The sequence below is a fragment of the Bifidobacterium pullorum subsp. gallinarum genome, from assembly GCF_000741215.1.
In the GTDB taxonomy this organism is placed as follows: Bacteria; Actinomycetota; Actinomycetes; order Actinomycetales; family Bifidobacteriaceae; genus Bifidobacterium; species Bifidobacterium pullorum_B.
Genome location: NZ_JGYX01000001.1, coordinates 102,631 through 125,731, shown reverse-complemented (window position 1 = coordinate 125,731; position 23,101 = coordinate 102,631). Strand labels below are relative to the sequence as shown.

Sequence of the window (23,101 nt, the reverse complement as noted above, 5' to 3'; positions counted from 1 at the left end):
CTGCCATATCAGGAGGGTGAGGGAAGGGACCATGACCGTCGCACACAAACCGCGCCTGACCGAGGAACTGCTCAACCGGCTGTTGGCCACCGACAAGATCGACGCCTATCTCAACGAAGAGCACATCGTCGACCACGACCTTACCGACTACCTGCGAGCCCTGCTCGATACCCACGATCTGAAGCGGGCCGCAGTGGCCCGCGAATCGGGACTGAACGCCACCGTCGTCTATGACATCTTCTCCGGCAAGAGCCGCCCCGGCCGCGACCATGCCATCATGCTCTCCATCGGTCTGAACTGCGACCTGCGCGAAACCCAACGGCTGCTTCGTCTGGCGGGCGTTTCCGAGCTGTGGTGCAAGCAGCGCCGTGACGCCATCATCATCTGGTGCATCGAGCACGGCTTCGACCTGGCCGCCACCGACGACGAATTGCAACGTCTGGGCGAGCGACCCCTCCTACAATCGAAGTGAGACGGCATCGCGGCGGGGACCGTTCATCCGATGAGGGGTGCAGGCCCGTGCCGCAACCGGATGGCAACGCTGCGCAGGCGATACGTAAAGGAGAATCATGGACGATACCCAGACCATGCACGCGATGGGCATCGACGACGCCTATCACGTCGAACAGGTCCTGGCCCGCGGCCCGCGCGGCGTCACTGAACTGGTCACCATCGACGGCGTCGGCCCGTTCGTCCGCAAGAAGATCCCGACCGTGCTGGCCCAGCGTGGCGTATGGTCGGCCCTGGGCGGCAGCACCTGCCCGCGACTCCCCCGCGTCGAGGCCACGTACGAACTGCCCGACTGCGTGGCCGTCGTTCTCGACTACATACCTGGCCCCACCCTGGAACAGGTCGTCGCCGAACGGGGCTGGCTGCAGCAGAACGAGGCCGTCAGCCTCGCGCAGCAGATCTGCGAGGCCGTTCAGGAACTGCATCGGCTCGGCATCCTCCATCGCGATCTGACCCCGGCGAATATCATCGTCGCGGACGACGGCACCCATATCATCGACCTCGGCATAGCCCGTCCCCTGACCGACACGGCCAACCGGAACCGTGACACCACCGCTCTCGGCACCTACGGATTCGCCTCCCCCGAGCAATACGGCTTCGCGCCCACCGACGTCCGATCCGACATCTTCTCGCTCGGGCGCATCCTCGGATTCATGCTGACCGGCGTGTACCCGGACGACACCAGATACACGCCGCTGCTGTCCGACGACCTGCACGTGACCCCCAGGCTGCGCGCGATCGTCGAACGCGCCACGGCGTTCGAGCCCAGCGCGCGGTACCAGAACGTGGCGCAGTTCGCCCAGGCGCTCACCTCGCCGACCGATCCCGTGGATTCCTACGTTCCCGCCTACGCCGTCCAACGGCCCGTGGCGAACGGCAAACCACGTCCCCGCACCGTTATCGCCGTTGCGGTCGCCTGCGTGGCGGTCATCGCCATCGTGGCGGCGGCCGTGCTGATTCCGCGCTGGATCGCGGACGGCTCGGATGGAGGCGCGGCGAACGGAACGTCGCAGCACGCCGGATCCCGGCCCGACCCGTCAACGGACGATGATGGCGACGCCGCGGATCCCGGCGCCGACCCGTCCGTGCGGGATCCCGCGGGCGACGGGGCCGCACATGGCAATGCGGAATACGGCAACCCGCTCGAACTGGTGGAAACTGGCTGGTCGGCGGACGAATCCGGCTACGTCCACTACGCGTTCGGCCTGAGGAACACCAGCGACAGCCTGTGCGTGCGATCTCCCTCCATCGAGATCACCGGGCGGGGAGAGGACGGCACTGTGCTGTTCTCCGCCACCCAAGTGCTGATGTTTTCGTTCCCGGGTGAGACCACTTATTTCGGAGCTCAGGCCGGCAATGGCAACGGAATCATTCCCGCGACCGTCGACTTCACCGTTCTGGAACCCGAGGACTACAACTACGAGACTTCCAGTGAATCCGCATCTTTCAAGTCCGCCAATCTGCATGCTGCATCCGACGGATATGGCGGCGAGATCTTCTCGGGTGAGATATCCGTCGCGAAGGATTCGGCACGCGTGCGGGAGCAGTCGAGCCAATTGAACGTGTCGTTGGTATTGCGCGACGATGCGGGCGCCATCATCTACGGATTCGACACATACGTGGACTGGCCGCCGGAAGGCGGTTCGCGCCCGTTCTCGATGGACGTGTTCGACCCGCCGGCATACGACTCCTTCGAGGTGTACGCGCAGCCGTGGTGATGGCCATGGTTGCTCATCAGTACCCGTGCGCGTGCAGGTAGTCGTCGTCGAAGCCGAAGTAGTGGCCGATCTCGTGCAGCACGGTTTTGCGGATCTGCCCCACCAGCTGCGCCCGCGAGCCGCAGACCCGCTCATGCGGCCCCTTGAAGATCGTGATGATGTCCGGCAGAACGCCGCTGTAGCCGGTGGTGCGCTGCGGCAGCGGCACGCCCTGATACAGTCCCAGCAATTCGCCGTGCGGGTCGGCCATGGTGCCGCGCTCGCGGTCCGTCGGCTCGTCGGCCACGGTGATGGCGATGTTGTGCAGCACCGCCTTGAACCGCTCCGGTACGCCGTCCAGCGCTTCGGCGACCGCGGCGTCGAACTCGTCGTCGCTGATCCGCATGCCGGTCACCGTCCGTTCGGGTAGATCACGACCTTGCAGCTGGAACCCGAGCGCAGCGCGGCCAGCGCCTCGCCGAAATCGTCGATGTCGAAGCGGTCGGTGATCAGCCGGCGCAGGTCCACCACGCCGGCGGCCAGCATGCGAGCCGTCGTCTCGAAGGTGAAGTGGCCGATGAACGTGCCGTGGATCGTTACGCCCCGCATCGCCAGATCCGCCTGGTCGATGGTCTGCCGGCTGTGCGCGTTGAGCCCGAAGGCGATCACGTCGCCGCCCTTGCGCACGCAGTCCAGCGCCTGCGGCAGCAGACAGCCGACCACGTCGATCGCCGCGTCCACGCCGATGCCGTCGGTCGCGTTCCGGCAGGCGGCGACCGGATCGCTCCCCCGGTCGCACAGGATGTCCGCGCCCAACTCGCCGGCCATCGCCAACCGCTCCGCGGACAGGTCGCTGGCCACGATGTGCGCCGCGCCCGACGCCTTGAGCAACGCCACGAACATCAGCCCGATCGGCCCGCACCCCAGCACCGCATACGACTTGCCCGGCCGCAGGTCAAGCTTCTGCAGCGCACCCATCGCGCAGTTGACCGGCTCGGTCAGCGCCGCCGTGTCCACCGGGGTCCCCGCCGGCAGCCTGATCGCCTGCGACTGCGGCATGACCTGGTACTGGCACATGAACCCGTCGATGTCCTCGCCCATCGACCGCAGCGACGCGCACTCGTTGTACTGCCCTCCGTGGCACATCGTGCAATGACCGCACGGCAGGTTGTTGTCGCCCACCAGCATGTCACCGGGCTGGAACGCGTCCACGGCGTCGCCCACGGCCACTACTTCGGCCACCATCTCATGCCCGATGATCACGCCGGGCGTGGCGTGCGCGCCGGGCGGGTCGAGCAGGATCTGGTTGTCCGTGCCGCAGATGCCGCAGGCCAGCACCTTGACCAGCAGGTCGGTCGGGCCGGTCAGCCGTGGCGTCGGCACCTGCCTGACCGCCCACTGCCCGACCTTCTCGAACACCACCGCCTTCATCGTTGCCGGAATATCCATCGTCATGCTTGCTCCTTCGCCGTTGCTCGCACCATCTACTCTACGGGTATTCGGCACGTGGCGTGCGTCGGCGTGCGTCGGCGTGCGTCGGCGGGCACCGGCGGGCGCGGGCGCCTCACGGTGCGCCGATGCCGGTGCGGCCGGAGTAAAGTGGTGTTCAACCGATACGGATGTGAAAGGGGACATGCATGGTACCGGATCAGGATGCGGATCGCCGCGAAACACTGCTTCACTCGGCGTATGACGCCGCCACGGTGCGCGCTCTGGAACGCCCCCTGCTGGATGACGGCGTGCCGCTGATGCGCATGGCCGCGGGCGCGGTGGCCGAGATCGCGGCCCGCCTGCTCGACGACGAGGGCATCGACCTGTCCGAGGCGCGCGTCGTGGTGCTCGCCGGCGCCGGGGACAACGGCGGCGACGGCGTGTACGCGGCGGCCCGTCTGGCCGAGGCCGGTGCCTCCGTGACCGCGGTGGCGGTCGGCAGGTCGCTGCACGAGTCCGCGTTCGCCGCGATGGTGCGCGCCGGCGGCAAGGTACTGGTGCTGGATCCCCGCGCCCAGATTCCCGGCTGCGCGAGCGACTTCTCCGCAGGCGAGGCGGGCGAACGGTTCGAGACGGCGCTGTCGATCATCTCCCGCGCGCATGTGCTGATCGACGCGATGACCGGCATCGGCGTCGAAGGCGGACTGCGCGGCATCCCGGCGGCCATCGCCTCCTCGATGGGCCTGGACGGTGCGGTGCCGGAACGCCCCGCCGCACCGGAATACGAGCGTACACGCCGGTTCCCGATGGTGGTGGCCGTCGACGCCCCCTCCGGCGTGGGGGTCGACGACGGCGCGCTGCCCGGCGCATACATCCCGGCCGACGCGACCGTGACGTTCGGCGCGATGAAGCCTTGCGCGATGATGCCTCCCGCCTGCTACGTGCAGGGACGGCTGACATTGGTGGACTTTGGATTCGACGTGGACGACGCCGAACCCGCGGTGGAGATGGTCGATGACGAGACCGCCGGCGAGCTGGTCCGGCTGCCGCGACTGACCGATTCGAAGTACTCACGCGGCGTGGTCGGGCTGGTGACCGGTTCCGCCCGATACCCCGGCGCCGCGGTGCTCACCGTCAAGGGGGCCTCACGTGCGAATGTGGGCATGGTGCGGTATCTGGGCCCGCAGCGGGCGCAGGACATGGTGTTGGCCGCCCGCCCCGAAGCGGTGCTGGGCAAGGGGCATGTGCAGTCCTGGGTCGTCGGCTCCGGCGTGCCCGGTGCCGACGACGACCCGGACGGCGACGACATCCAGCGCGAGACGATCGGCCGTCTGCTGCGCCACTACGATGCCGGCGAGCCGGATGCGCCGAACGGTGTCGAGCCGGAAAACGACGCGTATGACATGCCGCCGATCGTGGTCGATGCGGGCGCGCTCGATCTGCTGCCTAACCGTGTGCCGCCGCAGGTGCTGATTACGCCGCACGCCGCCGAGCTGGCGCGACTGCTGCAACGCCTGGGCGAGGACGTCGACGTGGATGATGTGCTGGCCGAACCGTGGCGTTGTGCGCGGCGCGCGCACGCGCTGACCGGCGCGACGGTGCTGCTCAAGGGGGCTGTGACGATCCTGGTCGGTGAGGAGGACGGCGAGGAGCGGACCATATTGTCCGGCGCCGCGCCCGCATGGCTGTCGACCGCCGGCGCGGGCGACGTGCTGGCGGGCATGCTGGGCGCGCTGCTGGCCCAGAACGCCCCTGACACCCCCCATACCGACACCTCGACGGTTGAGATCGCCGCGGTCGGCGCATACCTGCACGGTCTCGCCGCCGAGCTCGCGGCTGATTCCGAACAGCGCGGCTGGTCGGCACCGGCGGTGTATGGGCAACATCACGCGGAGCCGGCGCCCACGCCCGGACACCCCATCATCGCCTCCGATATCGTGGCGGCCATCCCACGGGTGTTCGAGGAGGTTATCCAGTAGTCGCCGGTAGACTGGGCGGTATGAGCGAACAAACCCCTATCACCGATGTCGTCTTCGATTTCTGCGGCGTGCTGCTGGACTGGCAGACGCGCGCCTGTCTGGAGGGCGTCCTGCCGCAGGTGTTCGTGGACCGGATCTGCGCCGACGATGACCCCTGCGGGTTCTTCCACTATGAGGACCGGATGGACGCCGGCGAGGATTTTGCGGACATCTATCCCGATGTGGTTCGCGAGCACGGCAAGGAGGTAGCGCAGGTGTTCCGGTACTACATCGAGCACTACGGGGATGCGCTCCCCCGCATGCTGCCGGGGATGGAGCAGCTGCTGGGCGACCTGAACGCCGCCGGATACCGGGTGTGGGGGCTGACCAACTGGTCGCATGAGACGTTCCACATCGCGTTCGAGAAGTATCCGCAGCTGGAACGGCTGCTGCGCGGCACGGTGGTGTCCGGCGTGGAGAAGATGCACAAACCGAACGCCGACATCTACCGGCTGGCCGAGCGGCGATTCGGGTTGACGCCGGCCGGCACCGTGTTCTTCGACGACACCGCCAGGAACGTGGCTGGCGCGCAGGCCGTGGGCTGGCACGCCTTCCGGTTCTCCGACGCCGAACAGGCGCGTGCCGACCTGCATTCGTTGGGTTGCGCACTATGACGTTGCTGCAACTGAAGTACATCGTCAAGATTGTCGAATGCGGGTCCATGAACGAGGCCTCGCATGAGCTGTACGTCTCACAGCCCGCGCTGAGCGCGTCGGTGCGCGAGCTGGAGAAGGAGCTGGGCATCGAGATCTTCACCCGCTCCTCCCAGGGCATCGCGCTGACCGTGGACGGCGCCGAATTCCTGACCTACGCCCGCCAGGTGCTCGACCAGGCGGCGCTGCTCGAGGAACGGTACAAGAACGCCAAGCCGCGTAAGCAGCTGTGCTCGGTGGCCACGCAGCATTACATGTTCGCCGTGGAGGCGTTCGTGGAGATGATCAACGCCACGCAGTCGGACGAGTACGAGTTCACGATCCGCGAGACCCGCACCCGGGATATCATCAACCAGGTGGCGAACCTGCAGTCGGAGATCGGCATCCTGTACCTGTCGGAATTCAACCGTCAGGTCATCGGCAAGCTGCTGCGCGAGAAGCATCTGGAGTTCCACCCGCTGTTCCGCTCCGGACTGCAGGTGTTCATCTCGCGCGATAATCCGCTCGCCGGGCGGGACAGGGTGACGATGAAGGACCTGGAACCCTATCCGTTCATCCAGTTCGAGCAGGGCGAGGAGGGCAGCTTCTTCTTCGCTGAGGAGGCGGTCTGGCCGGAGAACTCCCCCAAGCAGATCAATGTGACCGACCGGGCCACGATCCTCAACTTCATCATCGGTCTGAACGGCTACACGGTGTGCACCGGCATCGACAACGGCGACCTCAACAACGAGAAGATTGTCACCGTGCCGCTGGACTCGGACGAGACGATGACGGTCGGCTGGATCTCCAACGAGCGTGCGCGCCTGTCCGCCGCGGCCGAGACCTATCTGGACCGGCTGCGCGAGGTCATCGCCAATCACGGCTACGAACCCATCGGATAACGCCTTCCCGGACCGGACGGGGCACGGTTGCCACTGTTATTGACACGTATATAACAGTGTGCTGACTGTTCTATCGGACTATAGAACAGTGGGCGATGGTCGTGCGTGCCTGATCACAGGCCGAAGTGTTCGCGCATGTCGGCCACGCGGCCCTTGGCGAGCGGGATGGTGGACTGCGCCGCGTCGGACAGGGTGAGGTTGTAGCTGTTGCGGGTGAACCGTTCCAGTTTGGCGACCTTCTGCACGTTGACGATATAGGAACGATGGCAGCGGAAGAAGCCGAACCGTTCCAGCATCGCCTCCAGCTCGTCGAGGGTCAGCGCGGTCTGGTACCGCTGGCCGCGCACCGATACGTAGTTCGCCCGGTTGATGCTTTCAATGAAGTCGACCTCGCGCGGATCGAACAGCAACGTCGTCGTGCCGCTTTTGCAGACGATCTTGACGACCTGCACCTCGTCGGGTTCCGCATCGTCCTGCTGTGGATCCTGCGCGGATTCGGGTATCGGACTCCCGCCGTCGGCGTCGCCGGTTTCCGTCTGCGCCGCGATGCACCGGTCGTCCTCCATCCACCACGCCGTGCCGGGCATCAGCAGCGCATCACGCAACGGCTGGCCCGTCGTGATGAACAACGTGCCGCGCTCGCTGGCTTCCGCGATCCATCGCAACGTCAATGAGCGCGCGGCCGAGCCAAGGTAGCCGAGCGGGTATTCGATGAAGCAGATCTCGGGATCGGCCAGGCTCATGCGGGCGAAGTTCACCATGGCCCGCTGCTCGTCGTCGAGCTTGCCGATGCGTTTCGACGCCACGGGCCGCAATCCGAAATGGTCGATCGCCGTCTCGGCGTCCGCCCTGGTGCCGGACAGCGCGCCGAAGAAGCGCAGGTATGAGCGCACGCTGTCACGGTCGAACCCGCGATCGGAGCGCAGGTAGAAGGCACAACGCCGGTTCTTGTACAGTCCGCGGACCGTGTCAAGCGCCCTCATCGTGACCGGCCGGCTGCATTCCACATGGATGTTCGACTCGCGCTCACCGTCGATCAGCGATTCCACGGAATCATAACTGTGCATCGTTCTCCTTGCACGTACCGGACAGAACCTGGATTCAGCCTAACAAACGGTTACGATGGAACAGGCGTGATCGGCACCGTAGGCAGGAGGAAACCGCATGACCGCACCACGAGCATTCCGGGCGCTGCTGCGGCATGACATCATGATGATGCTGCGTTCCGTGTATCTCATGTACCTGCTGTTGCCGCTGGCCGCCGGACTGCTGTTGCGGGCATGGCTCGCCGGCGGTGACGACGATCGGCTGGGCGTGGCATTCACGCTGCTGCTGACGGTGCTGTTCGCGATCGCGATGGCCGGGACGTTGCCGGGCCTGTATCTGCTGGTCGAGGAGCGCGAGCGCGGCAGTTGCCAGACGCTGGCGAGAACCGGGGTCTCCCCCGCGTCGATGATGTGGTCGAAGCTTGCCGCCGGTGTCGCCTGGAGCATGGCGTTGTCGGCGATTGCCCTGGCCGCGCTTTCCCCGTTCGACGCGACATGCACTGTGATGCTGTGGCTGTCGTGCCTGCCTGCCGTGGTTGCGATTGCCGCCGCGGCCACGGCGTTCGGCGGGGTGATTGCCGGCCAGTCGGACACCTCGACGCCTTCGCTGGTGATCGTGACTTTGCTGATGTTCGGCATGCTGGCGCCGATGGATCCCTCCCTGCGGATGGTGTCCGAATTCCTGCCGGCGAACCTCTATGTGGATACGGTTATGGCCATGGCCGCAGGCCGATCGCCGCTGATGGGGTGGCTGCCCGTTGCGGCGATCAGCCTGATATGGCTCATGGCCTCCCTGATGCTGTTCCGCTGGTCCCTGCGGCGGTTCCGCACCGCCGCGCGGTCAGTTGTCCCGGGCGAGTCGTCTGAACAGCAGCCCGAACGCCACGGTGCAGACGATGATCCAGACCGCGGTCACCGCAACCGGCGGTAACGCGTCCATGCTCAGCAGCCTGTCCTCGGCCAGCAGCTTGAACAGCTGATCCGTGCCGCCCGTCGGCAGGAACCGCGTCACGTTGGACACCTCCTCGCCGATCATCGAGAACATCGGCGCGATCGCCACCAGCAGCATCGGCACCGCGTACAGGCCCGACGTCATCTGGTCGCGGGACAGGAGCCCCAGCAGCGCGGAGACCAACATGATCGGTATCGCGCCGATGACGCCGATCGCCAGGAACGCCGGCAGCATGCGGGCCGGCGCGCCGATGATGAGGAAGCAGACGGCCTCGGTGATCGCGGTCAGCGCAAGCGTCACCGCGAGTTTGGCGGTAAGGATCTGTCCGGCGCCCACGTTCGCCAGCATCAGCGTGCGCAGCGTGTGCTTCTCCTTCTCCTCGGCCAGACCGTAGAGCAGCACCATCGACCCGACCATGGCGATGGTGAAGATGGCGGCCGTGGACATCAGGAACCCGTCGGTGAGCGTGCGGCCGGCCGACGTGTCCACCGCGTCGCCGCCGATGCGGCGCATCATGTACCGGTACAGCAGCATGAAGCCGATGGGCATGAGGCAGGAGACCAGCATGGTCGGGTTCTGCAGAACGTCGCGGGCGTCCTTGCCGCACAGGACGGCGATCTTGCGGGTGTTCGCGTTCATGTCAGAACTCCTTTCCTGTCAGTTCGAGGAAGACCTCCTCAAGGTTCGGTTCGTCGGAATGGATGGAGAGGATCTCCCCCGACCGCAGCAGGCCGTCTATCTGTTCGGCCGCCGCGGCGTCCTTCGTCGTTTCGATGGTACCGTGCGTGCGGGTCCGTATGGTGATGTGGTTGCGGGCGAACCGCAGTTTCAGCCGTTCCGGCTCGTCGCAGGCCACCAGATGGCCTTCGGCGAGGATGCCGATGCGGTCGCAGACGGCGTCCGCCTCGGCCATGTCGTGCGTGGTCAGGAACACCGTGGTGCCGGAGTCCTTCAGCTCGCCGAGCATGCGGTGCACCTCGGCCCGCGTGGCGGGGTCGAGCCCGCTGGTGGGTTCGTCGAGGAACAGCAGCTCGGGCGAATGGATCATCGCCGCCAGCAGGGCGGCTCGCTGGCGCATGCCCTTCGAACAGTTCTTGATCAGCGTCTTGGCGTCCTTGTCCAGCCGCATGCGGGCGAGCAGCGGTTGGACGCCGCGCTCCGGCACGCCGCGCAGGCGTGCGTAGAACCGTAGGTTGTCCGCGATGCTCAGCCGCTCGTACAGGGCGCTGGTGTCTGAGAGGATGCCGATGCGTTCGTAGTCGGATTCGCTCGCGCGTTCGATCGGACGGCCGAACAGCGTGATGCGTCCGGAATCCTTGATCAGCTGGCGGGTCAGCAGCTTGATGGTGGTGGTCTTGCCCGCGCCGGAGGGGCCGAGGAACCCGAACGTCTCGCCGCGCCGCACGGCGAAGGTGAGGTTGTGCAGCACCTGCTTGCTGCCGAATGACAGGCAGACGCCATCCATCGACATGATGGTCGTCATCGTATGCTCCTTTCGTGAGGCGATGCCACCATCCTGCGCCATCGGGGCGTTCCGCGCGGCGGAAATGCCTGACGGGAGGCGGTTTTCGGACGAATGGAGCATACGCGGGCACGAACGGAGCGAGGGCGACACGTGTCGCCGGCGCCGGGCCTGCGACGCCGCCGGACCGCGGACGGATCACAGTCCGGGGATCTGGCCGTAGACGTAGCGCGCGTCATCCACATCCGCCTGCGATGTGGCGTGGTCGCCGGGCGCCCCCGCAGTGACCAGGATGTAGGTCCTGCCGCCGAACCGAGTGGCGGTGGCCAGGCACAGGCCGGCCTCGGGCGTGTATCCGGTTTTGCCGGCCACGATCCACCCGCCGGCGACGAACGGCGTGCCCAGCTCCTCGAACACGGTGCTTTCGACGGTCAGATCCCCGTCGTGCAGGCTGGCGCTGGACATCGTATGCGACGGGGAACCTGCGATGGTGCGGAAGGTGCCGTTGCGCATCGCATGGGCGAACAGCGTGGCCATGTCCCGCGCCGTCGAGTAATGGTCGGCGTCATGCAGGCCGGTCGGGTTCGTGAAATGCGTGCCGGACATGCCGAGCGCGGCGGCGGTCCGGTTCATCAGCTCGACGAACGCCTCGACGTCGCCGGCCACATACCGTGCCAGCGCGATGGCGCAATCCGCCCCGGAAGGCAGCATCAGCCCGTACAGCATATCCTCCACCGTGGCGCTCTCCCCCGGCTGCAGGCCGGCCATCGAGGCGTTCTGCTCCCACAGCTCCGGGAACATGTCGGCCGGGGCCTCGACCACGTCGTCCAACGTCTCGGCGTGGTCGAGGACCACCACCGCGGTCATCACCTTGGTCAGCGAGGCGGGATACATGCGTGCGTCGGCGTCGCGCGATGCGATGGCCTCGCCGCTGTCGGCGTCGATGAGCATCGCGTACCGGCTGTTCAGCCCATCGAACGATACGGTCGGGCCGAACGGCGCGCCGCCGGTCGCATACAGCAACGCCGCCAGGCAGACGATGGCGGCGGCCATCACCACCGCGATCGTCGTCCGCCACGAATGCGACCGTCGACGCGGGACCGTCGGCACCGGCGCCGCATCGGCCCGTCGTGCGGGACGGCAGGCCGCCGTGCGGGGCATCGGGTGGTCATATCGTGATGCGCTCATCTCAAGCCTCTTTCCTCCAGGTGGTTGGTTCGCACCTCACGCTAGAGGAATCGCGCCTGCCGAGGGCCCCGGGATGATGAGCGTTCGATTAAGGAACGATGAAGGCCGCTGCTCTGCGGCTTCAGGCTGTGACGGGCAGCGTCACCGTGAACGTGGTGACGCCGTCGGCGCTGGAGGCCGCGATCGAGCCGCCGTGCGCCTCGGTGATCTGCCGGGCGATGGACAGGCCGAGGCCCGCGCCGCCGTCGGCGCTGCTGCGGGACGAGTCGAGACGGTAGAACTTGTCGAACAGCATGTCGAGCTTGCGCGCGGGGATGGTGCGGCCATGATCGCCGATCGCGATGCGGGCGGTCGCCTCGTCCGCCGTGCCCTCGACCGTGATGACGCTGCCGCGCTCGCTGTAGGCGATGGCGTTCTTCATCAGGTTGTTGAACACGCGGGCAAGTTTCTCCGCATCGGCCGTAATGGTCAGGGCGTCGGGCATATGCAGCTGCACGGTGTTGCCGTGCGCCTCAAGCTGCGGATGGAACTCCTCGACCATCTGCACCATGAGCAGGCTCACATCCACCGGGCCGACCTCCAACGGCACGTTCGACAGATTGAACCGGGTGATGTCGAAGAACTCGTCGACCAGCGCGTCCAGACGTTGGGCCTTATCCAGCGCGATATGCGTGTACCGGCGTCGTTGCTCCTCCGGCATGTCCCGCGCCTCGTCCAGCAGACTCAGATAGCCGACCACCGAGGTCATCGGCGTGCGGATGTCATGCGCGAGATACATGACCAGATCGTTCTTGCGCTGTTCAGCCATCCGCGCCTCGAACGCGCGGCGGTCCAGTCGCCGACGCACCTCGCCGAGCGCGACCGCCACATCATCCAGCTCGTCGGGCAGCTCCGACATGCGCCCGTCATCCGCCAGCAGCTGGGCGATCCCATCGGTCAGCGTCGAGAAGATCCTCACCACATACGGCCTGACGATGAGCAGGTAGCCGAGGGCGAACACCAGCACCGCCACCGCCGGTGCCAGATTGCGCATGCCCTGGATGATATATACCGCGGATTCCCAATCCACATACCACACGTCGGTCAGCCAGGTGGCGATCGCATCGGCGTTCCACATCAGTCGCAACAGCAGCACGGCCGCCAGACCCAGCCCCAGGGCGCCCAGCATGCGCAGGGCCAGGATGAAGGCGAACCGGCCGCCGGCACCCCGCCGTCTGCGATGCTCCGGCTTGGCGACATCCGGAATCGGCGCGCCCCCGCCCCGAACCGGCGGCACGGACGCGGAACCGGAATCGGGCCGCCGAGTCGGACGGTGCGTGCGATCGGTGCGGTACTGCCCGGCCGGGGCCTCAGCAGTCGTCGCCGAGCCGGTAGCCAACGCCCCAGACGGTGTGGATGAATCGCGGTCGATCAACCTGGTCTCCTATCTTGTCGCGCAGATGACGGACATGCACGCTGATGGCGTTGCTGGTCTTCAGATACGGTTCGCCATCCCACATCGCATGGAACAGCTCCTCGGCGCTCACCGCTTCTCCCAGATGCCGGAACAACGCCACCAGGATCGCGAACTCGCTGGGCGTCAGGCGCACACGCCGGCCGTCCACGCTCACGGCACGGGTGCGCGGATCCACCGCCAGCCCGCGGTATTCATAGCGTTCCTCCTCGCGGCGGGTGCTGCCGTCGGAACGGTCGTAATGCGTGTAGCGGCGCAGCTGGGCGTTGACGCGGGCGACGAGCTCCAGCGGGCGGAACGGCTTGGTCACGTAGTCGTCGGCGCCGAAGTTCAGTCCGGTGATCTTGTCGACCTCATCGTCGCGCGCCGTCAGCATGATGATCGGCCAGCGGTGGTTTTTGCGGATCTCGCGGCACAGATGGAAGCCGTTCATGTCGGGCAGCATGACGTCCAACACGGCCAGGTCGATGGCGATGTCGGGGTCGGCGACCGCTTCGAGCGCACCCGCCGCATCATAGCGGACCCGGGTCTGATAGCCCTCGGCCTCAAGGTAGACGGCGACCAGATCGGCGATCTCCTTCTCGTCGTCCACGATCAGCACGGTCCCCTTGCCGCCGTCACCGCTCACGGCACCCTCCTTGCACTCGTTGCTGGACTTCCGCCGAACCCTACCGAGTGTAGCGTACTGGGCGGGGATGGAGGCCGGCGGAGGGTGAAGAAAGGATTAAGGAATGGGCGCGGAGGCGCGACATTCGAACGAGAAAAGATCCAACCGAGCGTCAGCGGATGGCAATCAGCGTGCGGGAGCACCATGCTTGGAGAAGCGTATAGAGAGTCTCGCCCGCGATGTCATTGTTGTTGACGTTGGCCTTGCCGACGGACATGACGGCGTTGCTCGGCATGGCATGGCGGAGCAGCGTCCGCTCGTCCTCATCGGTGAGTTCCGTGAGCAGCTGCCGCTTGGTGGGAGCGAAGATTCCGGTTCGGACGGCGTGGACGATCTGCAGGGAGAAGAAGAACGCCTTCAAGAGTGACTTGAGAGCATCCGTCCGTGCCGTTTCATCGAGGTCGCGCGTGGTCAGATAGGTGTGGTTGACCATATGGTACAGGTTGGCGACGCTGACCCGGGCTCCCAGACGGATGTCATCCTCGTCATACTCCGGCAGCAGGGTGTGAAGATCGCCCAGCCAGACCTCGGTCCCATGCTCGAACTGATACAGCTCATACGCCGGCCAGGCCGCCAGCTCCGCCCGCCCGCAGGTGAAGCCGACCGCGCGCTCGCCATCGGGCAGTGAACGCATCGCCGCATGGAATGCGTCCAGATCATCGATCGTCATCTGGTCGAGCACCACCAACAGATCGATATCGCTATCCGCCGTAGCCTCGCCGCGCAGATAACTCCCCTGCAATCCCAGGCAAAGCAGGCGCTCGCCGAATGCTTCTTTCACTGCCGCCATCGCCGCCGGCTTCCATGTCTTCAGATCGATCATCGTCTTATCCTTCCGCCAGAACGCTCAGTATATGCGAAGACGCCGCTCGGCGCGACGACTTCAGCCGTTCGGCTTTCGTGCGGGCTACTGCATTGCTGTCAGAGTGTCGGACGGCTAACGCATCGGTCTCACGGGATGACGGATCACGGTCTTGAGATTCTCCGGTTTGCCGCGGCGAGGATCGCCGAGATAGATCTCATGATGGTGCCGCTGGGTGAAGTCGAGCTCATAGCCCTGGTCCGCCGCATAGGCGTCCATCTTGGCCACGGTGGCAGGCTCATCATCATAAGGACCACGGTGCATGGCCTGTACCACCGTCCCTTCGTCGAACTCGAACAGGAACGCGCAATCGGCGTCGGCCTCCGGGTGCTTGGCCGAGTATGCCTGCCGGGCCCACGCGAATGCCTCGCGGGTAACGAACTCCGGCAGCCGGATCATCGCGATCCAGTTGAACCGTGCCTTGTGCGTGTAATCGATGCCGTTGATGCCATCCATCCACCACAGCCCCTCCAAGGGCGGGACCACGTAGTCGAAATACCCATCGATCCGCTGTGAGGGATCCTTGGACTTCTTACTCATCTTGATGGTGTACGAGATGCCGTACAGCAATTGCACCGCGGTCTGATAGGCGCCGCCGGCCTCGTTGGGGTCGCCCACTCCCTCTACGGCGACGAAGTTCATTCGCGGCACGGTGATGATGGATGGCTGGGACGCGGGCTGATAGAGATCCCGATATTCCTTTTTGTAGTCGAACGCCATGGCGAAGCTCCCTCGATTCACTGTCGTGGCCTTCACCATACTGTGAACCGGCAGTCACGCGCAATCGAACATGCGAGTCGCGCAGTGCAGCGGACGTGTGCCGTCCAGTGCTCACATGACACAAGCCAGTATCAGCTCTGTGAGTCGCGTACGGATGGCGTCGGATACGGTGCCGCAATACTGGGCGTGACGGGCGTGCAGATCCAAGGATTTCAGCTGCTCAATCTGCACGAAACCGGTAATGGCCGATGTGCCGAGCAATGTTGTTGGCTCCTGCAGATCGACGTGTAGCGGATAGCCGTTGTCCGTGCTGGTGATGGGACAGACCATCGTCAAATTGCATATCCTGTTGAACGCGGCGTTACTGACCACAACGGCATATCGCCGTTTGATTTGCTCATGACCCGCAGCGGGATCGAAGTTAACACGGATGATATCGCCTTGCGCGAAGTGTGCGATCATGCCTCGCCTCCGACGGACGGGGCCGTCTGCCACTCTTCTCCTTGATATGTCCCGTTGTAGTCCGCAAACAGATCCTCCAATCGAGGCACCCGATAGGTCCCGATTTGCGTGGTTCTGACGGAGATCGGATGCAGCACGATTGTGCCGTCAACATATTCAGCATTGAGCATAGAGCCGGCATGGATGCCAGCTTGCTCGCGCAGCTCTTTGGGAATGCGTATGCCTTCGCTGTTTCCCCAGCGTTGCACAGTAACGTTGACCATGGTATCCACTCTTTCCGCAACCTGTATATCCATAAGTATATCCTTTCGCGAATGGTTTGCGGCCATCATGACAGCGACTATAAGAAAGCCGAAAAGTCAGCGCAACCGCCCTGAGGAATTTTGTGGATATGTGCATGAGATGATGCACATTTTGCACCATCTGAAAGCTCAATGGATGACGTCTGAATGCAAGTCGGCAAACAGAAAGGTGCCGGGGCCGTCTTTGGCCTCGGCACTTGAGAACTAAGGAACGGCGTCAGGCGCCGTACTGTGCCAGGTAGGCGTCGGCGGCGGCCGCGATCTCGTCGGTCACGTACGGCGTGCCGTCGGCGGTCATGATGGACCGGCCGGCCTCGAAGATCTCGCGCACGTTGGCGATCGCCATAACCGGGAAGCCGAACTCCGCCTCGACGGCCTTGACCGCGGACAGGTCGGAGTCCTTGGTCTTCTCCATGCGGTCCACCGAGAGCACCAAGCCGACGATCTGCACGTCAGCCTCGGCCTTGAGCTTGGGCACGACCTCGCGCACGGCGGTGCCGGCGGTCATCACGTCGTCGACGAGCAGCACCTTCATGCCGTCGGCCAGCTGCGTGCCGACCATCATGCCGCCGTCGCCGTGGTCCTTCTTCTCCTTGCGGTCGAACGTGTACCCGACCTGCATGCCATGGCCGCCGGTCAGCGCGATGGCGGTGGACACGGCCAGCGGGATGCCCTTGTACGCCGGGCCGAACACGGTGTCGATGTCGCCGGGCAGCGAACCCGCCTCGATCTCGGCGGCGATCTTCTCGGCGTAGAACTCGCCGAGCCGGGCGATCTTGCCGCCGTCGTTGAACGCGCCGGCGTTGATGAAGTACGGGGACTTGCGGCCGGACTTCAGCGTGAAGTCGCCGAACTTGAGCGCCTGCGATTCCAGCAGGAAGCGGGTGAACCGCAGATCGAGCGATTCGTCGGTCATAATGAGCTCCTTGGTATCAGGTCTCCCTCAGCGGGAGACGATTGTGTATGGGCAAACGGTATGCGGTCGCGCGCCGATCTGTTACCGCCAGGTCTGGCCGGCGGCGAGCTTGGCGGCGAGTTCGGGGCGCGAGTCGAGCAGGTCGTCGAGCTCGCGGGCCACGCGCATCGGCGCGGTCGGATCATAGAGCGCGGCGGCGCCCACCTCCACGGCGTTCGCGCCGGCGTACAGGAATTCGAGCGCCTTCTCGCCCGAGTCGATGCCGCCGATGCCGATGATCGGGATGTCCGGCAGGGCCTGGCGCACGCGCCACACGCAGCCGAGGGCGACCGGGAACACGCACGGTCCGGAGACACCGCCGGTGCGGTTGGCGATGATCGGCTCGCCGGTGCGGATGTCGATGCGCATGCCGACCAGCGTGTTGATCAGGCTCAGCGCGTCGGCGCCGGATTCCGCGGCCGCGCGGGCGATGGCCGCGATGTCGGTGACGTTCGGCGTGAGCTTGACGATCATCGGCTTGGAGGTGATCTTGCGCAGCCGTTCGATGAGCCGGGCGAGCCCCACCGGATCGGTGCCCACGCTCATGCCGCCGTGGCTGACGTTCGGGCAGCTGACGTTGATCTCCAGCATGTCGGCGGCCGAATCGGCGAGCTTGGCCACCACCTCGGCATAGTCGTCGTCGCTGTGGCCGGCCACGTTGGTGATGACCGTGGCGCCCATCTCCTTGAGCTTGGGCAGTTCATCGACCAGATAATGGTCCACGCCGGGGTTCTGCAGGCCGACCGCGTTGACCATGCCGCCCGGGCATTCCGCGGTGCGCGGACCGGGGTTGCCCTCCCACGGCACCGGCGAGACGCCCTTGGTGCAGATCGCGCCCATCTGGGCCACATCGTAGAACCAGCGGCAGGCGGCGAGCTGGAACGTGCCGGAGGCGGTGCCGACCGGGTTCTTCCATTCCACGCCGGCCACCACGGTCTTGTGCTTCCACTCGTGCGGCTCGTAGACGTTGATGTGCGAATCGTTCATCTGCTGCTCCGTGGTCGTTGTGGTCGTCGTCTCGTCCATCGTCACGCCTCCCATCCCAGCTGCTGTGCGGTGAACACCGGGCCGTCCGAACACACCTTCCTGCGGCCGTCCACCGTGTCGACCACGCAGACCACGCAGGTGCCGTACCCGCAGCCCATGCGCTGCTCCATGCTCGCCTGGCACTCGATGCCACGCCGCGACGCCCACAGCGCCACGGCCTTCATCATCGGCGTCGGCCCGCAGGTCAGGAACACGGTCTTCAGCCCGTCCTCGCGCGGCGCGGTCAGCTCGGCCTCCATGCGGTCGAGCAGCGTGACGACGTTGCCCTCGGTCTCGTCGATGCTGCGCGTGTCCACGTACCGGGAGACGAACTCGTCGGCGAAATGCGCGTCGCGATAGCCGAACACGGCAGTGACCGCACAGTCGTCGCGCTCCGCGAGTCGCTGCGCCGCGTAGATGAGCGGCGGCACGCCGAGACCGCCGCCGACGAGCACGTAGTGTGCCGGCTCCTTGACCTTGAAGGAGCCGCCGAGCGGTCCGAGCACGTCGATCGTGTCCCCGGCGCGCATCGTGGCGAATTCGGCGGTGCCGGTGCCCACGACGGCGAAGATCAGCGAGACCAGGTCGCCGCTGACCTCGCTGACGCCGAACGGGCGCGGCAGCAGCTTCATCGGGTCGTGCGAGAACAGGTTGACGAACTGCGCCGGCTTGGCGTGCGCGGCGATGTACGGGTCGCGGAACGTGAACCGTACGACGCCGGGCGTCAGTTCCGTCACTTCGGTGACCTCGACCGTGTGGCGGCCGGGGAAGTAGCCCGCGGCGGTCGCCTCGGCGACGGTCGGCAGGAACGTTGCGCTGGACACGGGGACTCCTTGTCTGTGTTGTCTTGTGTTTTTCCTTATGCTTGCGGGTGTCGGATGTTGGTTACGGCATGACGGCGCGCAGGTCGTCGCGCATGGCGATGGCGGCGTTGCGTGCGGCGTCGGCCACCAGGTCGAGCGCGGATTCGGCGCTCATCGTCTCGCTGTATGCGCCGGTCTTCCTCCAGGCGCCGATGATGCCGCGCGAGGAGTTGACGATCGCGCCGGAGCCGGCGTCGTCGAACATGCCGGCCACGTCGCGGGCGGTGCCGCCCTGCGCGCCGTACCCGGGCACGAGGAAGAACGTGTGCGGCATGCGTGCGCGCAGGGCGCGGCCCTCCTCGGGGTGCGTGGCGCCGACGACCGCGCCGACCCGCGAATAGCGGTGCTGCCCGACGGTGCCCTGGCCCCAACGCTCCACCAGATCGGCCACATGCTCGTAGACGCGGCAGCCGCCGGCCAGTTCGAGCTCCTGGATCTCGCTGCTGGAGGGGTTGGAGGTGCGCACGAGCGCGAAGATGTCCTTGTCGGCGGCGGTGGCGGCCTCGACGAACGGGGTGATGCCGTCGGTGCCGAGGTACGGGTTCACGGTCACCGCATCCTCATGCCACGGGTCGTACGGCCCGCTCTCCCCCGCGCCGAACGCCACGCCGCCCAAGTGCCCGGCGTAGGCGGCCGCGGTGGAGCCGATGTCGCCGCGCTTGATGTCGCCGATCACGTACAGGCCATGCGACTGCGCGTATTCGCAGGTCATCGTGTACGCGTCCACGCCGGCGGGGCCGAGTGCCTCGTACATGGCGATCTGCGGCTTGACGGCGGGCACGATGTCGGCGATCGCGTCGATGATCGCCCGGTTGTACTCGAAGTAGGCGACGGCGAGCTGCGCGGCCGGGCGGTCGGCGGCATCCTCCACCTCGTCGGCGATCTCGTCGGCGAAGCTGGCGACGACCTGCGCCGGCACCAGCGCCTCGGTCGGATCCAGGCCGACGACGCTGGGGTTCTGCGTGGCTGCGATGGCCTCGATAAGTCGATCCATGGCGGTTCCTTCCGGTTAGAGTCTGCTGAAGACGAGCTTCGAGGCGATGACGGTGGCCAGCGGCATGCCGGTTACCTGCCACCCGCCGAACGGGGTGTTGCGCGCCTTGGAATGGAACCGTTCCGGTTCCACGGTCCAGGGGCGGTCGGTGTCCAGGATCACCAGGTTCACCGATTCGGGGTGCTCCACGGCGCCCAGGTCCAGCGTGCGCTTGGTGGCGCAGGCGCTGGAGGTGTTGAGCAGGCCGGCCACGTCGGTGGGCGTATGGCCCATCAGATGCATCGGCGCGGTGGCCATCAGCTCGATGAGCCGCTGCTCGGAGATGATGCCGCCGTCCACCAGCACCTTGTGGCAGACGCCGTAGGCGCATTCCAGGCCGATGATGCCGTTGGGCGCGGCCTCCAACCCGGCGTTCTTCTCCTCCATCGTGTGGGGGGCGTGGTCGGTGGCGATCAGGTCCACGGTGCCGTCGGCGATGGCCGCGTGCACGGCCTGGCGGTCGGCGGCCGAGCGCAGCGGCGGGTTCATCTTGGCCAGCGGGCCGTACTCCAGGATCGCCTCGTCGGTCAGTGCGATGTAATGCGGCGCGGTCTCGCAGGTGATCGGCAGGCCTTCGGCCTTGGCCTTGCGGATCGCCTCGAACGAACCGGCGGTGCTGACGTGCTGGAAGTGCACGTGCGCGCCGGTGCGGCGGGCGGCCTCGATGTCGCGCGCCACGATCCGCAGCTCGGTGTCCTCCGGGATGCCGGGCAGCCCGAGCTGGCGGGAGACCGGCCCCTCGTTGATGAAGCCGGTGTCGTGGTGCTCGCAGTGCTCGATCAGGTACAGCCCCGCGTCCTTGATGCGGGTGAGCACCTCGTCCAGGATCGCGTCGGGCACGGCGGAACCGTCGTCGCTGACCGCGGTGACCGGATGCGCGAGCTGCGCGGCGTCCTTCTCGCCCGTGTGCCTGCCGGGCATGTACCAGGCGATGTCGGCCAGCTCGGTCGGCTCCTTGCCGGCGCGGCCCTTGGACGCGCACACGCACAGGTCGTAGGCCACCGGCAGCGTGACGCCGTGGTCGGCCTCGTAATGCTGCAGGAAGTCGATCACGCAGTCGTGCCCGGCGGTCAGCACCTCGTCGGTGCCGGGTTGCCCCGCCGCGACCTTCTCGCCGTCCATCGCGGGCACGGTGTTGGGCATGATAAGCACGTTCGTGTACCCGCCGGAGGCCGCGGCCGCACAGCCGGAGACCATCGTCTCCTTGGCGGTCTGGCCGGGGTCGCGGAAGTGGACGTGCGGATCGGCCAGACCCGGAGCGACGGTCAGACCGGTCGCGTCGATGTGCACGTCGCCGTCCGCGACCTGCGCGGCGGCGGGCGGGAACGGTCTGTCGGCGTCGGTGAGCAGGTCGGCGGCGGTGCCGGGGATGACCAGGTCGATGACCTCGCCGGTATCCCACACCTTGACGTCATGCAGGGTGATCATGCTGTCTCGCTTTCGGTTGGGTTCAGAGCTTGGCTTCCTCGTCGCAGTAGTCGCAGCGGTATTCCTGCCGCTCGGAGTGCGCAAGGTGGAACATCTGGTCGATGCCGCGCTCGGTGGTGGTCACGCAACGCGGGTTCACGCAGGTGATGACGTTGACGACGTGCTCGGGCAGGTGCGGCTGGACCTTCTCCACGATGCGGCCGCCGCGGACGATGTCGACGGTGGCCTGCCGCGCGACGAGCCCGAGCACGTCCAGGTCGATGCCCTCCACGTTCTCGATCTTGATGATGTCCTTGGTGCCGTAGCGCGGGCTGTCGGTGTTCATGATGAGCGCGAGCCGCGTCTTGGACGGGTCGATCTTCAGATACTGGAGCACCTTCAGCGCCGTGCCGGCGGGCACGTGGTCGATGATGATGCCGTCCTGGATGCTGGTGACCTCCATCAGGCCTGCACCTCCTTGGGTTCGAGCGGAACGTATCCGGGCAGTTCGTCGCCGATGACGGAGCTTTCGAGCGCCATACGCATCAGCATGCCGTTCTTGACCTGTTCGAAGTAGGCGGCGCGTGGGTCGTCATCCACCTCGACGGCGATCTCGTTGACGCGCGGCAGCGGGTGCAGCACCGCCATATGCGGCTGCGCCAGGCTCAGCTTGGCCTCGTCCAGGATGTACGTGTCGCGCAGGCGCAGGTAGTCGTCCTCGTTGAAGAAGCGCTCCTTCTGCACGCGCGTCATGTACAGCACGTCCAGGTCGCCGATCACCGAGACCAGGTCGCGCACCTCCACGTACGAGCAGGACGGCGTGGCGTTGATGCGGTCGATGACGTACTGCGGGGTCTTGAGCTCGTCCGGGCTGATCAGCACGAAGCGCACGTTGCCGAACCTGCACAGCGTCTCGATCAGCGAGTGCACGGTGCGTCCGAAGGTCAGGTCGCCGCACAGGCCGACGGTCAGGTCGGTGATGCGGCCGAAGCGCGACTGCAGGGTGGCCAGGTCGGCCAGGGTCTGCGTGGGGTGCATGTGGCCGCCGTCGCCCGCGTTGATGACGGGGACCGAGGCGGCGCGGGAGGCGACGAGCGCCGCGCCCTCCTTCGGGTGACGGATGGCGATGGCGTCGACGTAGTTGGACACGGTTTTGATGGTGTCGGCGATCGACTCGCCCTTGGTCACCGAGGCCAGCTGCGCGCCGGCGAAGCCGATGACCTTGCCGCCCAGGCGCAGCATGGCCGTCTCGAAGCTCAGGCGGGTGCGGGTGCTCGGCTCGTAGAACAGGGTGGCCAGCACACGGCCGTCGCAGGTGTGCGAGACCTCGCGGCGATGCGCGTCGATGTATGCGGCCTTGTGCAGGAGTTCGAGAATCTGGTGACGGGACAGATCGTCAAGCGTCACGACGCTCTTGCCAACGAATGGGGTTTCCGACGGTGGGACTTCAGTAGACAACGGCTCACCTTTCGTTTCGTCCAGGTGGCCACGTGTTGTGACCTATCCGACTATA

At 66.1% G+C, this 23,101-nt stretch carries 25 protein-coding genes; 6 read left to right on the top strand and 19 right to left on the bottom strand.

Annotation, left to right across the window (positions count from 1 at the left end; translation table 11 throughout):
- The first annotated feature begins 31 nt into the window (after window positions 1–31).
- Window positions 32–472, top strand: coding sequence for a helix-turn-helix domain-containing protein (locus BIGA_RS00545; RefSeq protein ID WP_033505615.1), 441 nt, complete (start codon window positions 32–34; stop codon window positions 470–472).
- Window positions 473–569: 97 nt separating this feature from the next.
- Window positions 570–2,228, top strand: coding sequence for a serine/threonine-protein kinase (locus BIGA_RS00540; RefSeq protein ID WP_033505614.1), 1,659 nt, complete (start codon window positions 570–572; stop codon window positions 2,226–2,228).
- Window positions 2,229–2,244: 16 nt separating this feature from the next.
- Here BIGA_RS00540 and BIGA_RS00535 read toward each other — a convergent pair whose 3' ends face one another.
- Together BIGA_RS00535 and BIGA_RS00530 are read right to left on the bottom strand one after the other, a co-directional pair.
- Complete coding sequence (locus BIGA_RS00535; RefSeq protein ID WP_033505903.1) at window positions 2,245–2,613, bottom strand: metallopeptidase family protein; 369 nt, start codon at window positions 2,611–2,613, stop codon at window positions 2,245–2,247.
- A 5-nt stretch (window positions 2,614–2,618) separates the two neighbouring features.
- Window positions 2,619–3,662 (bottom strand): zinc-dependent alcohol dehydrogenase, encoded by a 1,044-nt coding sequence (locus BIGA_RS00530; protein ID WP_033505612.1) that lies wholly within the window; start codon window positions 3,660–3,662, stop codon window positions 2,619–2,621.
- 182 nt (window positions 3,663–3,844) lie between these two features.
- Here BIGA_RS00530 and BIGA_RS00525 point away from each other — a divergent pair, with 182 nt between their 5' ends.
- Genes BIGA_RS00525 through BIGA_RS00515 form a run of 3 tightly spaced genes read left to right on the top strand, consistent with a single transcriptional unit; the run spans window position 3,845 to window position 7,190 of the window.
- Window positions 3,845–5,617, top strand: coding sequence for a bifunctional ADP-dependent NAD(P)H-hydrate dehydratase/NAD(P)H-hydrate epimerase (locus tag BIGA_RS00525; protein WP_033505610.1), 1,773 nt, complete (start codon window positions 3,845–3,847; stop codon window positions 5,615–5,617).
- A gap of 20 nt (window positions 5,618–5,637) precedes the next feature.
- Window positions 5,638–6,270 (top strand): HAD family hydrolase, encoded by a 633-nt coding sequence (locus BIGA_RS00520; protein WP_033505608.1) that lies wholly within the window; start codon window positions 5,638–5,640, stop codon window positions 6,268–6,270.
- Window positions 6,267–7,190, top strand: coding sequence for a LysR family transcriptional regulator (locus BIGA_RS00515; protein ID WP_033505606.1), 924 nt, complete (start codon window positions 6,267–6,269; stop codon window positions 7,188–7,190). Before BIGA_RS00520 ends, BIGA_RS00515 begins: the two co-directional genes overlap by 4 nt.
- Window positions 7,191–7,303: 113 nt before the next feature.
- Here BIGA_RS00515 and BIGA_RS00510 read toward each other — a convergent pair whose 3' ends face one another.
- Window positions 7,304–8,257 carry a LytTR family transcriptional regulator DNA-binding domain-containing protein gene (locus BIGA_RS00510; RefSeq protein ID WP_033505604.1) on the bottom strand — a complete coding sequence of 318 codons (954 nt, stop codon included), beginning with the start codon at window positions 8,255–8,257 and terminating at the stop codon, window positions 7,304–7,306.
- Window positions 8,258–8,354: 97 nt separating this feature from the next.
- Here BIGA_RS00510 and BIGA_RS00505 point away from each other — a divergent pair, with 97 nt between their 5' ends.
- On the top strand, window positions 8,355–9,167 hold the full coding sequence (locus tag BIGA_RS00505; RefSeq protein WP_033505602.1) for an ABC transporter permease: 813 nt from the start codon (window positions 8,355–8,357) through the stop codon (window positions 9,165–9,167).
- On the opposite strand, the gene BIGA_RS00500 is transcribed toward BIGA_RS00505, so the two are convergent.
- From BIGA_RS00500 to pyrB, 16 genes are all read right to left on the bottom strand, one after another.
- The gene (locus tag BIGA_RS00500; protein ID WP_033505600.1) at window positions 9,078–9,827 is read right to left on the bottom strand and encodes an ABC transporter permease; all 750 of its coding nucleotides are present in this window, start codon (window positions 9,825–9,827) and stop codon (window positions 9,078–9,080) included. The two genes, BIGA_RS00505 and BIGA_RS00500, sit on opposite strands and share 90 nt — an antisense overlap.
- A gap of 1 nt (window position 9,828) precedes the next feature.
- Complete coding sequence (locus tag BIGA_RS00495; protein WP_033505598.1) at window positions 9,829–10,671, bottom strand: ABC transporter ATP-binding protein; 843 nt, start codon at window positions 10,669–10,671, stop codon at window positions 9,829–9,831.
- A gap of 177 nt (window positions 10,672–10,848) precedes the next feature.
- The gene (locus BIGA_RS00490) at window positions 10,849–11,838 is read right to left on the bottom strand and encodes a D-alanyl-D-alanine carboxypeptidase family protein (protein ID WP_051916980.1); all 990 of its coding nucleotides are present in this window, start codon (window positions 11,836–11,838) and stop codon (window positions 10,849–10,851) included.
- 121 nt (window positions 11,839–11,959) lie between these two features.
- On the bottom strand, window positions 11,960–13,216 hold the full coding sequence (locus BIGA_RS00485) for a sensor histidine kinase (RefSeq protein ID WP_051916979.1): 1,257 nt from the start codon (window positions 13,214–13,216) through the stop codon (window positions 11,960–11,962).
- Window positions 13,188–13,892 (bottom strand): response regulator transcription factor, encoded by a 705-nt coding sequence (locus tag BIGA_RS00480; RefSeq protein ID WP_033505900.1) that lies wholly within the window; start codon window positions 13,890–13,892, stop codon window positions 13,188–13,190. Before BIGA_RS00480 ends, BIGA_RS00485 begins: the two co-directional genes overlap by 29 nt.
- A gap of 178 nt (window positions 13,893–14,070) precedes the next feature.
- Complete coding sequence (locus BIGA_RS00475) at window positions 14,071–14,781, bottom strand: nucleotidyltransferase family protein (RefSeq protein WP_033505596.1); 711 nt, start codon at window positions 14,779–14,781, stop codon at window positions 14,071–14,073.
- 114 nt (window positions 14,782–14,895) lie between these two features.
- On the bottom strand, window positions 14,896–15,540 hold the full coding sequence (locus BIGA_RS00470; RefSeq protein WP_033505594.1) for a GyrI-like domain-containing protein: 645 nt from the start codon (window positions 15,538–15,540) through the stop codon (window positions 14,896–14,898).
- A gap of 111 nt (window positions 15,541–15,651) precedes the next feature.
- On the bottom strand, window positions 15,652–16,002 hold the full coding sequence (locus BIGA_RS00465) for a type II toxin-antitoxin system PemK/MazF family toxin (protein ID WP_033505593.1): 351 nt from the start codon (window positions 16,000–16,002) through the stop codon (window positions 15,652–15,654).
- Entirely contained in the window at window positions 15,999–16,334 is a 336-nt protein-coding gene (locus tag BIGA_RS08860; RefSeq protein WP_081929289.1) for an AbrB/MazE/SpoVT family DNA-binding domain-containing protein, read from the bottom strand. Before BIGA_RS08860 ends, BIGA_RS00465 begins: the two co-directional genes overlap by 4 nt.
- Before the next feature lie 187 nt (window positions 16,335–16,521).
- On the bottom strand, window positions 16,522–17,220 hold the full coding sequence (gene pyrE, locus BIGA_RS00455; RefSeq protein ID WP_033505591.1) for an orotate phosphoribosyltransferase: 699 nt from the start codon (window positions 17,218–17,220) through the stop codon (window positions 16,522–16,524).
- An 81-nt stretch (window positions 17,221–17,301) separates the two neighbouring features.
- Window positions 17,302–18,246 carry a dihydroorotate dehydrogenase gene (locus BIGA_RS00450; RefSeq protein WP_152595101.1) on the bottom strand — a complete coding sequence of 315 codons (945 nt, stop codon included), beginning with the start codon at window positions 18,244–18,246 and terminating at the stop codon, window positions 17,302–17,304.
- A 41-nt stretch (window positions 18,247–18,287) separates the two neighbouring features.
- Window positions 18,288–19,109 carry a dihydroorotate dehydrogenase electron transfer subunit gene (locus BIGA_RS00445; RefSeq protein ID WP_033505588.1) on the bottom strand — a complete coding sequence of 274 codons (822 nt, stop codon included), beginning with the start codon at window positions 19,107–19,109 and terminating at the stop codon, window positions 18,288–18,290.
- A gap of 61 nt (window positions 19,110–19,170) precedes the next feature.
- Window positions 19,171–20,142: an orotidine-5'-phosphate decarboxylase gene (gene pyrF / locus BIGA_RS00440; RefSeq protein ID WP_033505586.1), complete on the bottom strand. Its 972-nt coding sequence runs from the start codon at window positions 20,140–20,142 to the stop codon at window positions 19,171–19,173.
- A gap of 15 nt (window positions 20,143–20,157) precedes the next feature.
- A complete protein-coding gene (locus tag BIGA_RS00435; protein ID WP_033505584.1) occupies window positions 20,158–21,609 on the bottom strand; it encodes a dihydroorotase in 1,452 nt (483 codons plus the stop codon).
- Window positions 21,610–21,631: 22 nt separating this feature from the next.
- On the bottom strand, window positions 21,632–22,051 hold the full coding sequence (locus BIGA_RS00430) for an aspartate carbamoyltransferase regulatory subunit (protein ID WP_033505582.1): 420 nt from the start codon (window positions 22,049–22,051) through the stop codon (window positions 21,632–21,634).
- Window positions 22,051–23,046 (bottom strand): aspartate carbamoyltransferase, encoded by a 996-nt coding sequence (gene pyrB, locus BIGA_RS00425; protein ID WP_033505580.1) that lies wholly within the window; start codon window positions 23,044–23,046, stop codon window positions 22,051–22,053. The genes BIGA_RS00430 and pyrB overlap by 1 nt, the downstream gene beginning before the upstream one ends.
- Window positions 23,047–23,101 lie beyond the last annotated feature (55 nt).

What these genes read in the sequence shown, in the direction of transcription:
- BIGA_RS00530 (WP_033505612.1), bottom strand. Translation starts at nt 3,662, where the DNA reads ATGACGATGGATATTCCGGCAACGATGAAGGCGGTGGTGTTCGAGAAG.
- BIGA_RS08860 (WP_081929289.1), bottom strand. Translation starts at nt 16,334, where the DNA reads ATGATGGCCGCAAACCATTCGCGAAAGGATATACTTATGGATATACAG.
- BIGA_RS00525 (WP_033505610.1), top strand. Translation starts at nt 3,845, where the DNA reads ATGGTACCGGATCAGGATGCGGATCGCCGCGAAACACTGCTTCACTCG.
- pyrE (WP_033505591.1), bottom strand. Translation starts at nt 17,220, where the DNA reads ATGACCGACGAATCGCTCGATCTGCGGTTCACCCGCTTCCTGCTGGAA.
- BIGA_RS00545 (WP_033505615.1), top strand. Translation starts at nt 32, where the DNA reads ATGACCGTCGCACACAAACCGCGCCTGACCGAGGAACTGCTCAACCGG.
- BIGA_RS00520 (WP_033505608.1), top strand. Translation starts at nt 5,638, where the DNA reads ATGAGCGAACAAACCCCTATCACCGATGTCGTCTTCGATTTCTGCGGC.
- BIGA_RS00430 (WP_033505582.1), bottom strand. Translation starts at nt 22,051, where the DNA reads ATGGAGGTCACCAGCATCCAGGACGGCATCATCATCGACCACGTGCCC.
- BIGA_RS00470 (WP_033505594.1), bottom strand. Translation starts at nt 15,540, where the DNA reads ATGGCGTTCGACTACAAAAAGGAATATCGGGATCTCTATCAGCCCGCG.
- BIGA_RS00435 (WP_033505584.1), bottom strand. Translation starts at nt 21,609, where the DNA reads ATGATCACCCTGCATGACGTCAAGGTGTGGGATACCGGCGAGGTCATC.
- BIGA_RS00465 (WP_033505593.1), bottom strand. Translation starts at nt 16,002, where the DNA reads ATGATCGCACACTTCGCGCAAGGCGATATCATCCGTGTTAACTTCGAT.
- BIGA_RS00490 (WP_051916980.1), bottom strand. Translation starts at nt 11,838, where the DNA reads ATGAGCGCATCACGATATGACCACCCGATGCCCCGCACGGCGGCCTGC.
- BIGA_RS00500 (WP_033505600.1), bottom strand. Translation starts at nt 9,827, where the DNA reads ATGAACGCGAACACCCGCAAGATCGCCGTCCTGTGCGGCAAGGACGCC.
- pyrF (WP_033505586.1), bottom strand. Translation starts at nt 20,142, where the DNA reads ATGGATCGACTTATCGAGGCCATCGCAGCCACGCAGAACCCCAGCGTC.
- BIGA_RS00450 (WP_152595101.1), bottom strand. Translation starts at nt 18,246, where the DNA reads ATGAACGATTCGCACATCAACGTCTACGAGCCGCACGAGTGGAAGCAC.
- BIGA_RS00475 (WP_033505596.1), bottom strand. Translation starts at nt 14,781, where the DNA reads ATGATCGATCTGAAGACATGGAAGCCGGCGGCGATGGCGGCAGTGAAA.
- BIGA_RS00495 (WP_033505598.1), bottom strand. Translation starts at nt 10,671, where the DNA reads ATGACGACCATCATGTCGATGGATGGCGTCTGCCTGTCATTCGGCAGC.
- BIGA_RS00515 (WP_033505606.1), top strand. Translation starts at nt 6,267, where the DNA reads ATGACGTTGCTGCAACTGAAGTACATCGTCAAGATTGTCGAATGCGGG.
- BIGA_RS00510 (WP_033505604.1), bottom strand. Translation starts at nt 8,257, where the DNA reads ATGCACAGTTATGATTCCGTGGAATCGCTGATCGACGGTGAGCGCGAG.
- BIGA_RS00540 (WP_033505614.1), top strand. Translation starts at nt 570, where the DNA reads ATGGACGATACCCAGACCATGCACGCGATGGGCATCGACGACGCCTAT.
- BIGA_RS00535 (WP_033505903.1), bottom strand. Translation starts at nt 2,613, where the DNA reads ATGCGGATCAGCGACGACGAGTTCGACGCCGCGGTCGCCGAAGCGCTG.
- BIGA_RS00505 (WP_033505602.1), top strand. Translation starts at nt 8,355, where the DNA reads ATGACCGCACCACGAGCATTCCGGGCGCTGCTGCGGCATGACATCATG.